The organism is Clostridium sp., from assembly GCF_051656525.1.
Taxonomy (GTDB): Bacteria; Bacillota; Clostridia; order Clostridiales; family Clostridiaceae; genus Clostridium.
In genome coordinates this window covers 1-14,133 of record NZ_JBOGCC010000270.1, presented here as the reverse complement: position 1 = coordinate 14,133, position 14,133 = coordinate 1, and the positions used below count along the sequence as shown (strand labels likewise).

Annotated in this window: 19 protein-coding genes; 16 read left to right on the top strand and 3 right to left on the bottom strand. The window is 28.0% G+C overall.

The window, feature by feature from the left end:
* The 10 genes from ACRDDY_RS13345 to ACRDDY_RS13300 form a co-directional block, all read left to right on the top strand.
* Positions 1–284: hypothetical protein (locus ACRDDY_RS13345; protein ID WP_438565434.1), on the top strand; the 284-nt coding region annotated here is incomplete at its 5' end.
* Positions 277–960, top strand: coding sequence for a hypothetical protein (locus ACRDDY_RS13340; protein WP_438565433.1), 684 nt, complete (start codon positions 277–279; stop codon positions 958–960). The genes ACRDDY_RS13345 and ACRDDY_RS13340, both read left to right, overlap by 8 nt.
* Complete coding sequence (locus tag ACRDDY_RS13335; protein ID WP_438565432.1) at positions 960–2,063, top strand: hypothetical protein; 1,104 nt, start codon at positions 960–962, stop codon at positions 2,061–2,063. The genes ACRDDY_RS13340 and ACRDDY_RS13335 overlap by 1 nt, the downstream gene beginning before the upstream one ends.
* A complete protein-coding gene (locus ACRDDY_RS13330; RefSeq protein WP_438565431.1) occupies positions 2,056–2,463 on the top strand; it encodes a hypothetical protein in 408 nt (135 codons plus the stop codon). Before ACRDDY_RS13335 ends, ACRDDY_RS13330 begins: the two co-directional genes overlap by 8 nt.
* A 2-nt stretch (positions 2,464–2,465) precedes the next feature.
* On the top strand, positions 2,466–2,609 hold the full coding sequence (locus tag ACRDDY_RS13325) for an XkdX family protein (RefSeq protein ID WP_438565430.1): 144 nt from the start codon (positions 2,466–2,468) through the stop codon (positions 2,607–2,609).
* A gap of 31 nt (positions 2,610–2,640) precedes the next feature.
* Positions 2,641–4,305 carry a hypothetical protein gene (locus ACRDDY_RS13320; RefSeq protein WP_438565429.1) on the top strand — a complete coding sequence of 555 codons (1,665 nt, stop codon included), beginning with the start codon at positions 2,641–2,643 and terminating at the stop codon, positions 4,303–4,305.
* Positions 4,306–4,318: 13 nt separating this feature from the next.
* Positions 4,319–4,558: a hypothetical protein gene (locus ACRDDY_RS13315; protein ID WP_438565428.1), complete on the top strand. Its 240-nt coding sequence runs from the start codon at positions 4,319–4,321 to the stop codon at positions 4,556–4,558.
* 19 nt (positions 4,559–4,577) lie between these two features.
* Positions 4,578–4,790 (top strand): hemolysin XhlA family protein, encoded by a 213-nt coding sequence (locus ACRDDY_RS13310; RefSeq protein ID WP_438565427.1) that lies wholly within the window; start codon positions 4,578–4,580, stop codon positions 4,788–4,790.
* A gap of 18 nt (positions 4,791–4,808) precedes the next feature.
* Positions 4,809–5,180, top strand: coding sequence for a hypothetical protein (locus tag ACRDDY_RS13305; protein WP_438565426.1), 372 nt, complete (start codon positions 4,809–4,811; stop codon positions 5,178–5,180).
* A 15-nt stretch (positions 5,181–5,195) separates the two neighbouring features.
* On the top strand, positions 5,196–6,131 hold the full coding sequence (locus tag ACRDDY_RS13300; RefSeq protein WP_438565425.1) for a GH25 family lysozyme: 936 nt from the start codon (positions 5,196–5,198) through the stop codon (positions 6,129–6,131).
* A gap of 87 nt (positions 6,132–6,218) precedes the next feature.
* Here the strand turns inward: ACRDDY_RS13300 and ACRDDY_RS13295 are convergent, their stop codons facing one another.
* On the bottom strand, positions 6,219–6,833 hold the full coding sequence (locus ACRDDY_RS13295; RefSeq protein WP_438565424.1) for a hypothetical protein: 615 nt from the start codon (positions 6,831–6,833) through the stop codon (positions 6,219–6,221).
* 305 nt (positions 6,834–7,138) lie between these two features.
* On the opposite strand from ACRDDY_RS13295, the gene dnaX reads away from it, so the two are divergent.
* The 3 genes from dnaX to ACRDDY_RS13280 all read left to right on the top strand — a co-directional run bounded on the left by dnaX (position 7,139) and on the right by ACRDDY_RS13280 (position 10,880).
* Positions 7,139–8,758 carry a DNA polymerase III subunit gamma/tau gene (dnaX, locus tag ACRDDY_RS13290; RefSeq protein ID WP_438565423.1) on the top strand — a complete coding sequence of 540 codons (1,620 nt, stop codon included), beginning with the start codon at positions 7,139–7,141 and terminating at the stop codon, positions 8,756–8,758.
* Between the two features lie 90 nt (positions 8,759–8,848).
* A complete protein-coding gene (locus ACRDDY_RS13285) occupies positions 8,849–9,184 on the top strand; it encodes a YbaB/EbfC family nucleoid-associated protein (RefSeq protein WP_438565422.1) in 336 nt (111 codons plus the stop codon).
* Between the two features lie 142 nt (positions 9,185–9,326).
* Entirely contained in the window at positions 9,327–10,880 is a 1,554-nt protein-coding gene (locus ACRDDY_RS13280) for a family 20 glycosylhydrolase (RefSeq protein ID WP_438565421.1), read from the top strand.
* Between the two features lie 23 nt (positions 10,881–10,903).
* Here the strand turns inward: ACRDDY_RS13280 and ACRDDY_RS13275 are convergent, their stop codons facing one another.
* Together ACRDDY_RS13275 and ACRDDY_RS13270 are read right to left on the bottom strand one after the other, a co-directional pair.
* Entirely contained in the window at positions 10,904–11,335 is a 432-nt protein-coding gene (locus ACRDDY_RS13275; RefSeq protein WP_438565420.1) for a MarR family winged helix-turn-helix transcriptional regulator, read from the bottom strand.
* Positions 11,336–11,353: 18 nt separating this feature from the next.
* Positions 11,354–12,532, bottom strand: coding sequence for an MFS transporter (locus ACRDDY_RS13270; RefSeq protein ID WP_438565419.1), 1,179 nt, complete (start codon positions 12,530–12,532; stop codon positions 11,354–11,356).
* 195 nt (positions 12,533–12,727) lie between these two features.
* Here ACRDDY_RS13270 and recR point away from each other — a divergent pair, with 195 nt between their 5' ends.
* From recR to ACRDDY_RS13255, 3 genes are all read left to right on the top strand, one after another.
* Entirely contained in the window at positions 12,728–13,324 is a 597-nt protein-coding gene (gene recR, locus ACRDDY_RS13265; protein WP_438565418.1) for a recombination mediator RecR, read from the top strand.
* Positions 13,325–13,533: 209 nt separating this feature from the next.
* The gene (locus ACRDDY_RS13260; RefSeq protein WP_438565417.1) at positions 13,534–13,815 is read left to right on the top strand and encodes a DUF2508 family protein; all 282 of its coding nucleotides are present in this window, start codon (positions 13,534–13,536) and stop codon (positions 13,813–13,815) included.
* Between the two features lie 38 nt (positions 13,816–13,853).
* Positions 13,854–14,093, top strand: coding sequence for a pro-sigmaK processing inhibitor BofA family protein (locus ACRDDY_RS13255; protein ID WP_438565416.1), 240 nt, complete (start codon positions 13,854–13,856; stop codon positions 14,091–14,093).
* The last annotated feature ends 40 nt before the right edge of the window (positions 14,094–14,133 follow it).

Here is a 14,133-nt window from a genome sequence, read left to right as displayed (position 1 = left end):
TTATTGGAGATACTTTAATAAATTCTGTTCCTATTATAAATTATTCAAATGATTTTATGTCAGGTTTTTCTTTTGATATGCCAGAGATTAATTCTATTGATTTTGAAGGTGGAGTTATAGGTAAAGTTATGGAAGCTATAGATAAGATAAGTAAAAGACCTATAGTGACAAATGTAAAAATGAATGGAAGAAATATTGTTAAGGCAACACATAAGGATTTTGATAATTTAAATGGAGAGGAAGCTGCTCTTAATGCAAGAATGAGAGGTGTTTTAATTGGATAATTATATTATTTTCAATAAAGGAAATTCTTTAGAGATGGGGTTTAAAATAACTTCCTATGATATTGGAAGTCCTACACCTAAAATAACAACTGAAAATGTTCCTTATATGAATGGAGAATATGATTTTTCTACACTAAATGGTATTCAATACTATAATAGTAGAACTATTACTATTGAGTTTAGTTTTTATAGATATATGAGTTTCAATAAGGACTTAAATAAATCAAACATTTATATGAAATATTTTGAGTTTAAGAATTTCTTATATGGTAGTGGAAAATCTCTTCTTGATATAAGTTCATTACTTGGAATAAATGGAACATTAAATGGAATATGTACAAATATTACAGGTCTTGAAATGAGCAGGATGGGAGGAGTATTTACAGTTACATTCACTTGTGACCCATTAATAAATATGGGGGATTTTGGAGATGATTTATGGAATGATTTTTCTTTTATAGATGGAATATCAGAGATTAATTATGTAAGTGTAAATGGAGTTTTAAAAATTCCAGTATATAATAGAGGACAAAAAACTAATTGCAGTATAGAAACTACTGGAAGTGCAAAAATAGAAAATTATAGTGATTCATTTATGATTCAAACAGGATTAACAGTTTTAGATGCGACAGGTGTTGGAACTGTAAGTATTAAATTTAATAAGGAGATGATCTAATGGCAAATATACAAAATGAGGTTAATGATATTTTAACAGCACTATATGGCTCACAAGTAAGAGAAGCTTTAGCAAATGGATTATTAGCTATGAATAGTGAGGTTAATGGATTTAACTCAAGTTTATCAGGAAATTTAGAAAATTTAGAAAAAGCACAAAATGAAGTGGAAAGTTTAATTGCTAGCACACAGGAAAGTGAGGAAAGCTATAGTAAACTAGAAACATCAGCACAAAATATAATTAAAACTTTAAATGGAACTTTTCCTATAGAAGGAAATGCACCAAGTTCTATGGATTGTAATAACTTTATAGAACCTAATGAAAGTTTTTTATGGAACTTTGGAAATGGAAGCTTTAGTAACATTCCAGAAGTATTATTAAATAGTAGTGAAGGAATAATAGTAGTTAAGAATATAGGAAATACTGTTTCAGGAGAAAGTAGTTTTATCCAAATTCTTGTTCAAATAGCTCCAACTACAAATGAAAATATTTGGTTTAGAAGTTATTCTAATGAAGGAACTTGGGGTACTTGGCTTAAAGTTATAACAGATGAAGATGTTGTTTTGAAAAAAGCAGAGGAATGTACTGTAAGCATACCAGAGGCTTCATGGGGAAATGGTGAAATAAGTGACTATCCAGTTTTTGCAGGAGCACAAGCAGATGTATCAGAAGAAAGTAACATAGTATTTCAAGGAAATGAAGGAAATCCTTTAAATATTATGATTGATGGAGATATTTATAGTTTGAATGGACAAGTTCCTTTAGGAAAAAGTATAGAAAACTGTAATAGTGTTGTAAATTGTAGTGGTAATAGTGATATGTGTTACTATTCAAAACAATTAGATGGAACTATTAAAGTTTGGGGATATCAGACATGTTATTTCCCTACAGGAAATCAATCAAACCTTTTTAACTGCTGGGTAACTATAACATTACCAGTTACAGCAAATACAGAAAATTATGTTGTAATAGCAACACCAGTAGATGGAATGAATTCAGAGCAACAATGGCTTAAAGTTGGGGATCAAAAAACAACAGGCTCATTCCAAGTATATGTAACATCAGTTGTAGGATTTTTCTGGGAGGCGATTATTAATGCTTAAAAATAAGAATAAAATAAGAAGATATTTTTCATATTCAAAACAAACAGGAGATTTTGAAGGGTTCTATAGTAGTGATATAAATTCAGTAATTCCTGAGAATACCGTAGAAATCACAAATGAACTATTTATAACATTAAGAGAAGGTGTATATAAATTAAATTTAGAAAAATTAAATAGTATAAAAGGTGTTCTAGATATAAAAGATATATCTAGTTTTTTTATACAATTAAGTAATTTTATAAAAGAAGAACCAGTAGATACTATGAAATCTATTAAAACTCAAATAGGAGCTTTAGGAGATGGAATGCAGGAAAGTGTAATGGAACAATATGAATTAAAGATGCAAGTTAATGCTTTAAGTAAAGCGGTATTTGAATTAACAATTAAAGGAGGAAAATAATTATGTCATTTCAAACAATTGAATTATTTTATAAAGTAGGGTTATGGAACGAGGCACAAATTAGAGAGTTAGTAGGAGAAGGAATACTAACAGCTGAACAGTATGAAGAAATTACAGGGCAAGCATACTTAATAAACAATAAATAAGAAATAAAAACTTTGAAAGGAAGATAATCAAATGAGAAATTTTACAATTTTTGTAGAAGGTAAAGGTTTTATTTCAGAGTATTTTAACGGCACTATTAGCTATGAAGCTAATAGTGCTTCAATCTTATCATTTACAATAATGCAAGAGAGTGAGTATTTTAATAAACTAGAAGAATTTTTAGATAAGATTAAAGTTTTAGACATTGAAGGCACAGAGATTTTTACAGGAAGAGTTTTAAGTGTAAAGAAATCTATGAATAGTGATGGAGAGTTTATAAATGAAGTTACATGTGAATCAGTTTTAAATTACTTAGTTGATGTAACTGTTCCAAGTTGGAATTTTTATGGTGGTGAAATTCCTAAGAATGCTCCAAAAGATTCTGTAGCAAATGTATCTGTAGAAATGCTTTTAGAAAATATATTAGATGTCTATAATGAAGGTTCTTTAACAAAAATTAATTTAGGAAATATTACAGTTAAAGGATTTATTACAGTAAAAACAAATAGACAAACTTGCTTACAAGTGATAATGCAGGAATTAATAAAACCTTTTGGTGGTTTTATTATGATAAGAAAAGAAAAAGACCAATACTTTTTAGATTATTTAGAAGATTTACCTTTAGTTAGTGGAGAAAATAATTTTAATGTAGGAATTAATATTCAAAGTATAGAAGTTACAGGAAGTTTATCATCTATATGTACAAGAATTATAGGAATAGGACCTAATAATAAATTAGAGGCAACGGCTGTTAATGAAAGTCTTGTAAAAAAATATGGGATTATGGATAAGGTAATTCAGTATAAAGTAGAGACTTTAGAAGAACTTCAAAGTCTTGTAGATAAAGATATACAGAGTATAAATGATAATATTTTAAATGCAAATGTAGGAGCATTAGATTTAAGTTATATAGATAATAATTTTACAGCATTAAAGTTATATCAAACAGTAACTGTTACTTGTAGTGAACTTGGATATAATAAAGAGCATTATATTGAAGGAATTACATTAAACTTATCAACCCCATATAGTAGTTCTTTTAATATAAATAAAAATATAGCAAATCAAACTGATCAGATTACTGAAATAATTCAATCAAATAATGAAAATAATCTTGAGATCTTAGAGTTAAATGGACAGCTTGAAGAGAAAGTTTCTAATGGAGAGTTTGAAACTTATAAACTTCAAACAGCTGAAGAGATAAATCAAAAGGTATCTAATGGACAGCTAACAAGCTCAATGACAGAGTTTATGAATGAATTTGATTTTACAATAGGAAATGATACACCTTTGATAATTAAGAAAAATGATTTAGAGATGAGTTTTACAAATGGAACTACGTTAAATATAACAGAAGATGGTTTTGTATGGAATCAAGGTGGAAAAAATTATAATTATAAATCTATTGTAGAAACAGGAAGTGTTAGCAATATAGAAAGTGGACAAAATACAACAATTCAATTACCACAAGAATTTACTTATAAGAATGGAGATTATCAATTTATTTGGTGGACAGGAAATGTTGAATTACCAAATAGTAGTTCAGTTTTATATTCAGCTGATTGTATATTAGTTGATAGTAATATGGATGAAGCTTGGTTTGAGATTCGAGCTGATGTTATGTATAGCAATAAAACAAACGATTCTGCTCCAACGTGGGGTGGGAATTTAAATGTAATGTGGATGGCAATAGGATAAAGGAGGAGATAAAATGTTTATAGTTTGGTCTAAGGAAACAGGAAAGATTAAAAGCATCGCAACAGGTGGTAATTATAGAGAGATAAAAGATTTATATCCAAGAGACTATTTAGATTATGAAAAGATTTATGATTGTGGAAATATAGAAGATAATTTATGCTTAAAAAATAATTATAGGCTATATAAGATTATAGATGGAAAAATTGTTCTAGATGAAGATGAAGTAGATAAGCTAAAGAAGTTAAAACCTTAAGTTTTAAGAAGGCAAAATAGTGAATAAAACAGAAGAGCATGACAGACGGTTAGATGAACACTCACAAAGAATAAAAAATCTAGAACAAGCAAACATTGAAGTAAAAGTTGAATTAAGAAACCTTTGTGAAGCTCTTAAAACTAGCAATGGAATAATGAGAATGTTTATAGTTTTGATAGGGACAGGTTTACTGGGTTTCTTTTTTTGCGAGATGGAACGTTTTTTAAGATAGTAAGAAGGTGTAAGTACAGTGGGATATGAAATTATAAGAGAAGTAACGCCTATAATAGTAACTATTTTAATGGGGATTATTACCTATTTAGTAAAAGTTATAGGAAATTCAATTATAAAATACTTGGCAAAAAAAGAAGAAGTTTTAGAAAAAGAATTAGGAAAAAAGAAATTTGAAACTGCAATGAATATTGGGAAAATGATTTGGAGTGAAATTGAGGAAGAGTATAGATTAAATCCAAATTTAAAAAGTAATGCTGAAGGTAAAATTATTGAATTTAATAGAAAGTTGCATTCAAAAATGAATTGTCTAACTTTCGATGAGATAGATGAAGTCAGACAAGCTATTGCAGGTGAATTTAATAGAGCAAAAGGAACATTAAAATTTTAATGAAGGGAGAGAAAAATGCTGAATATTAAAGGTGTAGACATAAGTAATTATGATGGAATATTTGATTTTGGATGTTTAAATGAAAATGGAATAGAAGCATGTATTATTGAAAGTGGAGATGGAGTAACATTTACAAATCCATACTTAGAAGAACAATATATAGGAATTAAAAATGCAAATATTAAGGTTGGATTCTATCACTTTTTCAGAGCAGAAGACGATTATATAATACAAGCACAAGCTTTTTGGAATAGAATAAAAGATAAAGAATTTAATATAATACCTGTAGTTGATGTTGAAGTCACTATGGGTATTTCTAATTTATCAGAAGTATTAGTAAAGTTTATTGATTATTTTAAAGAAATAAGTGGATATGAATGTATAATATATACTTACGTTAATTTTGCTAATACTTACTTAGATAGTCAAATAGGGAGTTATAAATGTTGGATTGCAGAATATGGAACTAGCAGTATAAGTAAAACAATATTTGAAAATTATGTAGGGTGGCAATATACGGATAGTGGAAGTATTAGAGGGATAAATGACACATTTGATTTAGATAAATTTAGTGATGAAATATTTATATCAAAAAAAGAAAAAATACAAAAAGAATTATTCCTATGGCAAGAATGTGTTTCAGGACAAATAATAAAAAATCTACAATATGAATTAGACATTCAATTCTCAAAAGATTTAGTAGTAGATGGATTATTTGGAGAAAAAACATTAGGGGCATGTATAAATATTGGTTTTGGAGCAGAGGGGGAAATAACTAAAATAATGCAAGAAAGATTAATAGATAAAGGTTTTAGCTGTGGAACATGTGAAGCAGATGGAATATTTGGAGAAGACACTTTAAGAGCAGTTTTAAAATTCCAAAGATACATGAATCTAAATCCAAATGGAATATGTAATAAAGAGGCATGGAAAGAACTTATGCTTAAATAAAAATATTGTTAGATTAGCAGAAAAGTAAATATAGAAATTAAAAACAGTAGCTTTAATTCATTTATTGAAAGCTACTGTTTTTTATTTTTATATAAAAATAATGTGTAAAAGCATTAGTATTATGAAAAGAATTCCTAAAAACTTATGTGATTTAAATCCTTTATTAAATATTCTAAGGAATCCTGAAAAGAATATAATAAGAAGATTTATTGCAGCTAATGCTCCAAAGATATATCCAATTTTCCATTTAAATCCTAAGTGTAGGAATATATATACGTGTACCATTATTATGACAAAGCCTATTAAAGCTAAGGGTACATGGAATTTTTGAATTATTTTAGAGACAAAGATAAGGAATTTTTTTATGTAAGTTATAAGAAATGTTGATATATTATTTTTACTATTATCAGATAACTTTAGTTTTGTTTTATCAGTTTGTTTCCAAATAAAATTGAATGTTTTTGGGTTAAGGTATCTTATTATTAATCTTAGAACCCATAGTGATACAACTATAAAGAATAGTATTTCACAGGTAGTTCCTAAATCTGATCCAAATCCGTGAAGGAGGTGGTATCCAAAGTTAAATAAGAAGTCATACCTTGTAGAAAGTAATATTAATCCTAATGTTATAATTGCTATAATAAAACCTATGAAAAAGATTTTAAGATTGTATTTTTGGTTTGGTACTAATTTTTTTTTCAAGTTTATCCCTACTTTCATAGTTTATAAATTCAAGTTTATATTATTTAATCAAGATAAAGCAATATAAATCTCTTACAAAATTATAGATAAATTATAAATATACTGTATCTTAAGTTTATTTTTACAAGAAGTAGCTTTTTTATACTATTAAAAGATGTTTTAGTATGAATTTTGGATAGAATAATTAAGGTGAAGGAAAATAAGTTTAAATATATTTTTTCCTTATAGTATAATGAATAGTAAAGAATGATTTAGTAGATTAAATTTTAGATAGTCGTATTTTAGGTAGAAGGATGGTGCAAAGTTTGGCATATACAGCTTTATATAGAGAGTGGCGTCCTAAAACATTTGATGATGTTATAGGACAGGAACACATAACAACAACACTGAAAAATCAAATATTAAATGATAGAATAGCTCATGCTTATCTTTTTTGTGGAACTAGGGGAACAGGAAAAACATCTACAGCAAAGGTTTTTGCAAAGGCATTAAATTGTTTAAACTCAAAAGATGGTGAGCCTTGTAATGAGTGTGAAAATTGTAAGAGGATTGATGAAGGGCTTTTAATGGATGTTACAGAACTTGATGCAGCTTCTAATAATGGAGTTGATAAGATTCGTGATATTATAGATGATGCAAAATATCCACCACAGGAAGCAAGATTTAAGATATATATTATGGATGAGGTACATATGCTTTCTACAGGAGCAGTAAATGCTTTCTTAAAAACTCTTGAGGAGCCTCCAAAGAATGTAATATTTATTTTAGCAACAACTGATCCTCAGAAGTTACCTATAACAATTCTTTCAAGATGTCAAAGATTTGACTTTAAGAGAATTGGAAATGAAACAATAGTTAAAAGACTTAGAACTATTGTAGATTTTAAGGGAATACTTGCAGAGGATAAGAGTTTAGAGCTTATAGCAAGAGTTTCTGATGGGGCCATGAGGGATGCTTTAAGTATTTTAGATCAAGCTATTGCAATGGGGGATGGAAAGGTTGATTATTCTGAATTAATTGAAATGCTTGGTCTTGTAACAAATGAATATTTATTCCAAATAGTTTCTGCATGTATAGAAAGAGATATTGAAAAATCTATGCAAATAATAGATAAGATTGTGTATGCAGGAAAAGATATATATTTATTTATAAAAGATTTAATTGCACATTATAGAAATCTTATGATGGTTAAAGTAACTAATAATCCTGAAGAAGTTTTAGATATGTCTCTTGAGAATATTAAGCTCTTACAGGAACAAAGTGAAAGAATAAGAGTAGAAGAAATAATGAGATGTATTAGGATTTTTCAAGAATGTGAAAATGATGCAAAGGCAACAAAACAAGCAAGACTTTATTTAGAATTATCAGTAATAAAGGTTTGTAAGATACAATATGATACATCAAATGAAGTTATTTTAGCTAGAATAAATAAGCTTGAAAATACATTAAAATCAGGAAAAATTGCAGTAACTTCAGTAGAAGTAAGTGGTGAAACACAAAAGGGAAGTACAAAGGCAGAAACTAAAACATCTGCACCTACACCAAAGAAAAGAGTTGTATCAGAACCTATTGATGAAAACAGCACAGTTACTATTGATGATGTAAAAAGAGCATGGAAAGATATTTTAGAAAGCTTTAAAAATAGAAGACAAATGATAATATATGCTTCAATAACTACAGGGAAACCAGTATCATGTAGTGGTGGTGTAATTACAGTAAATTATGATAATCAATATTCTTTCAGTAAGGATAGATTAGAAAAGCCTGAAAATAATAAAATAGTAAATGATGTTTTTACAGAAATATTAAAGGCAAGAGTAAGAGTTGAGTTTACTGTTGATGCAGGTGCTGATGAAGTAAAATCAGCAGAAGATGAATTAGTAAACATTATAGGTGAAGATTTTTTAGAGATAATAGATGAATAGTATCTTACGAAATATGATTAATTATAGAAAACTTTAATTAAATACTATATAATTAAAATAGATTTTTTAAAAACAAGGAGGAATTTTAAAATGGCAAAAGGCGGATTCCCAGGTATGGGTAATATGAATAACTTAATGAAGCAAGCTCAACAAATGCAAAAGAAAATGGAGCAAATGCAAAAGGATATGGAAGAAAAGGAATTTGAAGCATCAGTAGGTGGCGGAGCTGTTACTGTAAAAGCTAATGGTAAAAAAGAAGTTTTAGCAATAAGCATTAAGCCAGAAGTTGTAGATGAAGATGATGTAGAAATGTTAGAAGACTTAGTATTAAGTGCTGTAAATGAAGTACTAAGAAAAGTCGATGAAGAAACTTCAAGCCAAATGGGGCAAGTAACAGGTGGAATGAATATACCTGGTTTATTTTAAATAGTAAAAGGAACTGTAGCATATCACATGCACAGTTCCTTTTTATATTGAGAAAAAATGTGGGAAATTAGGTTAAAGTAGAATAAGGAAGATAAAATAGGGAATAAAAAATAGTGATATATAAATTTTAAGGAGCGATAATATGCAAAGGATTAAAAAGATTTTAATTATCACTATTTTTTGTATTGTAGGATTTGGGTTTATAAAAGTATATGCTTATGAAAAACCTACAATAAATGTTATACCAAAGCCTAATAAGTGTGAAGTAAAGGGAGGAAAGTTTAGTATTATAAAAAGCACTAAAATTTATGTGCAAGGAAAAAATAGCACTCAAACTGAAGAGATTTATAATGTAGCAAAACTTTTAAAGGAAAGAATGGATAAATCAATAGGCTATAATATTGAAATTATAAAGAATGAAAAACCAGTTGGAAATTATATTTATTTAACTACAATAGGTGGCGGTATTGGTCTTGGAAATGAAGGATATACTTTAGAAAGTAATGAAAATATGGTGAAAATATTAGCGTATACACCAGAAGGACTCTTTAGAGGAACAAAAACTTTAATTCAGCTATTACCAAATGAGATTGAGGGAGTAGATATAACTAAAAATATTAAATGGGAGCTTCCTATAGTTAATATAGAAGATAAACCAGAATATGAATATAGAGGATTAATGATAGATGTGGCAAGGCACTTTTTCCCTATTGACGATATAAAAGAGCAGATAGAATTTGCATCTGAATATAAGATAAATAAGATACATTTACATTTAAGTGATGATCAAGGTTTTAGATTAGAAATAAAGAAGTGGCCTAAGTTTACAAGTATTGGTGGTCAAACACAAGTAGGTGGAGGCATAGGTGGATATTATACACAAGAGCATTTTAAAGAGATAGTAAACTATGCAAAAGATAGATATATTGAAATAATACCAGAGTTTGATATGCCAGGTCATACTAATGCAATGCTTGCCTCATATGAATTTTTAAATTCAAATGGAAGAAGAAGAAACTTATATACAGGAACAGAAGTTGGATTTAGTAGTTTAATGTGTAAAAGTGAGGCTACATATTCAGTTATAGAAGACATTATAAAGGAAGTTTCAGAAATATCTCCATCAAAATATATACATATAGGTGGTGATGAGGCGGATTCTACACCAAAGGAAGAGTATAATTATTTTGTAGAGAGAGTATCAAAAATAGCAATGAAATATGGAAAAACACCAATAGGTTGGGACCCAATTGATACAGCACCAGGAATAAATAAAAATGTGATTCTTCAAAACTGGAAAGACTCTAATGAAGAAGCTAAAAATAAGAAAATGAAGATGATAATTTCAAAAGCAAGTAATATTTATTTAGATATGAAATATAATGAAACTACTCCTATAGGAAATGATTGGGCAGGATTTATATCTGTTGAAAAAGCATATAATTTTGATCTAACAGATTTTGCTCCAAAGGAATTAATATTAGGAATAGAAGCTCCACTATGGACAGAAACTATAAAAAATAAGGAAGAGATGGAATACATGATATATCCAAGAATTTTAGGGTATAGCGAAATTGGATGGACATCAAAAGAAAATAGAGAGTGGAAAGAATATAAAGAGAGACTTAAAACACAAGGTCAAAGAATGTCTTTAAGAAATATAAATTATTATAAATCACCAGAAATATGGGGATAAAAAATAGCTTTAAATAGAAATGTCTATTTAAAGCTATTTTGATTTATTGACTCAAAAAGAGTCATAAATGTTTTAAGGTTATCAGAACCTACAGAGTTTTGAACTAAAGAGAACCAATCAGTTAATATTTTTTCAATTGAAGGAACAAGTTTTTTTCCCTCATCAGTTAAAAAAACATTGAAGCTACGTTTATCATGTTCATTACGTATTCTTTTAATTAAATTTTTAGATTCTAAAGACTTAATCAATCTGCTAGTAGCAGCTTTATCAATACAAGTATTATGAACTAAAACTTCTTGAATAACTCCATCATTATAAATAAGTTCTTTCAAAAATCCAAATTCAGCAGAGCTTATATTTAAATCAAAATCTTTAATTGTTTTAGAAATATAGATATAATATTGCTTTCTAAAAAGGGCAGCATTTCTTAATAAATCTAATGGTAAACTATTCAATTTAAAAACTCCTTTACATTATACTAAAATCTTCTTATCACTTATTATAACATAGATAGATACAAAGATTGCTAAGATACAAATTACAGATGCACCTAAAAGACAACCAGTAACATTATTAATTCTTAAAAAGCTTGAGATGTATTGAAGTATTATAGGAGATAAAAATTCACCTAAGTATAATGAAGTTGTAACTATTAAAATAGCTAAACCTGTATGTGTTCTATGAACTATGTTTGAAGCAAATAACATTCCAAAAGGAACAATACTTCCAAATCCAAATCCAACTAAGATAGCACCTAAAATAATAAGTGGAAGAATTGTAGCTTCACCTAAAATAAAGAATCCTAAAGTCATTGAAAGGAATATAACTAAAACATAATATGATTTAAATAGTTTCATAAGTCTTGGGAAAAGCATAGCTGAAATAAGTGAAATTAAAGTACAAATAGAAACAATATTTGCAGCTGTTGATGATGTTCCAAGGTTCTTAAACTTAATTAAAAAATCCATATTTGTAGGAATAGCATAAAATGCAATAAGTGCAAGCATTGTTAAAATGGCATACTTAAAAATTCCTTTATTAAGCTTAATATCTTCCTCAAGTTCATTAATGGTTATATTATGTACATTTTTATCATTCTCCTCACCAGGTATTTTAGGTAAGAATAATGCAATTAAGATAAAAACAATAATGGCAACAGCATAAACTAAAAATGAATATCTCCATCCAAAGCTTGCTAAAAATCCAACAAAAAGAGTTGAAATAATTCCACCTAAGTTTGTACTTGCAGTAGAAAGCCCCATAAATTTAGCTCTTTCTTTTCCATGAAAGAAATCACCAATTAAAACTAATGAAAGTGGAGCTGTAATTCCAAGTCCAAGACCTAATATAGCTTTTGTAAATAGAAGTGAGTAAATACTAGAAGCAAAGCTTGAAGATAGACCGCCAATAGTAAAAAGTATTAATCCAATTAAAATAAGTTTCTTTTTTGAAATATATTTTAAAAATGTATTATTCAAAAGTCCTATAGGAATACAAATTAATGCAGGCAATGTAACAACATATTTTATAATAGTTGGAGATGCACTTATAAAGTGAGTTTGTATACTATTAAGTGCAGGTGCCATGGCAGCTGTTGCAATAAGTGAAATAAATGATAACGATAATATAGTGAATTTTTGTATTATATTCATAAAAAATCTCCTTTCGATGTTGTTGCTTTATCAACTAGATAAAGCTAAAATAAAAGTTGCTTTAGCAACTAACTAAAGTTTATCACCAATTAGTTGCTCTGTCAACTAATTTGAGGAATAAATAAAAATACTTTAAGGAAAACTTAGTGTATAATAAAGGATATAAAAAAATAAAGTTTATAAGGAGAAATAATTATGGAATTTTATCCAGTTGCAATAGAGAAGCTTATAGGTGAATTTGCAAAGCTTCCAAGTATAGGGCAAAAGACTGCTCAAAGATTAACATTACATATTTTAAATCTTCCAGATGAAGAAGTACGTGAGTTTGCAGAGGCACTTGTTCAAGCTAGAGGAACTATAAAATATTGTTCAGTTTGTGGAAACTTTACAGATACAGATCCGTGTTCAATTTGTGGAAACCCTAATAGGGACAAGAGTATAATTTGTGTTGTAGAACAACCAAAAGATATTATGACAATGGAAAAAGTAAAAGAGTTTAATGGTGTATATCATGTTCTTCATGGAAATCTTTCACCAATGCAAGGAAGAGGACCACAAGATATAAGAATAAGAGAGTTAGTTGCTAGAATGAGTGATACTGTAAAAGAAGTTATTATAGCAACAAATCCTAACATTGAAGGGGAAGCAACTGCTATGTATATAGCAAAAATATTAAAACCTCTTGATGTTAAAGTAACTAGAATAGCAGCAGGAATACCTGTTGGTGGAGACTTAGAATATGCTGACGAAGTAACATTATCAAAAGCATTACAAGGAAGAACAGTTATATAAGTATAAAAAGAAAGGCTCAAAATAAAATTTTGAGCCTTATATAGATGGGAGTTAGAAGTTTTGTTTTGAGAATGAGTGAAAAGCTTCTTATGCTATATATTATGACTTCTATATATTTTTGTTACAAAAAATAAAAAAATATTTTTGTATAAACTCTAAAATTTTGGACAAGATTAAGATAAGAAAAAAATAAAAGGGGATTTACAAAAATGAAAAAATTTAACATAAAGGAATATCTTAATAATATATTAGGAAATAAGAGTGAAAAAGATTATATACTAGAGCAAATAAAGAAAACAAAAGCAGAGCTAGAAATTGCAAGTAGTGCATTTGATAATGTACGTGATCCACTTCTTATTGAAGTTGCTATATATGCAGAAAAAGTAGCATTAAAAAGATACTCATACTTTATGGAACAAGCAAAAATAAAGGGCATAGTAGCATCACAAGAATATATTATTGAAAATTGCACAAGACTTGCTGAATATTAAATATTAGCTTTAGCTAATAAAAAGAGAGGTGAGTTTAAATGGAAGGACTTATTTATATGCTAATAGCATTAGTAGTTTTATATGTAGTTATAAAATTACTAAAGTGGCCAATAAAACTATTATTAAATGGTATTGGTGGAGTTATACTACTTTGGGTAGTAAACTTAATTGGTGCAAACTTTGGATTTCATATAGGTATAAATATAATAACAGCACTTATTGCAGGAATTTTTGGAATACCAGGAGTTATAGTAATGTTGTTGTTTATAATATTTTAAATTTAAAATGTCTTAAAGTAGAAAATTACTTTAGGGCATT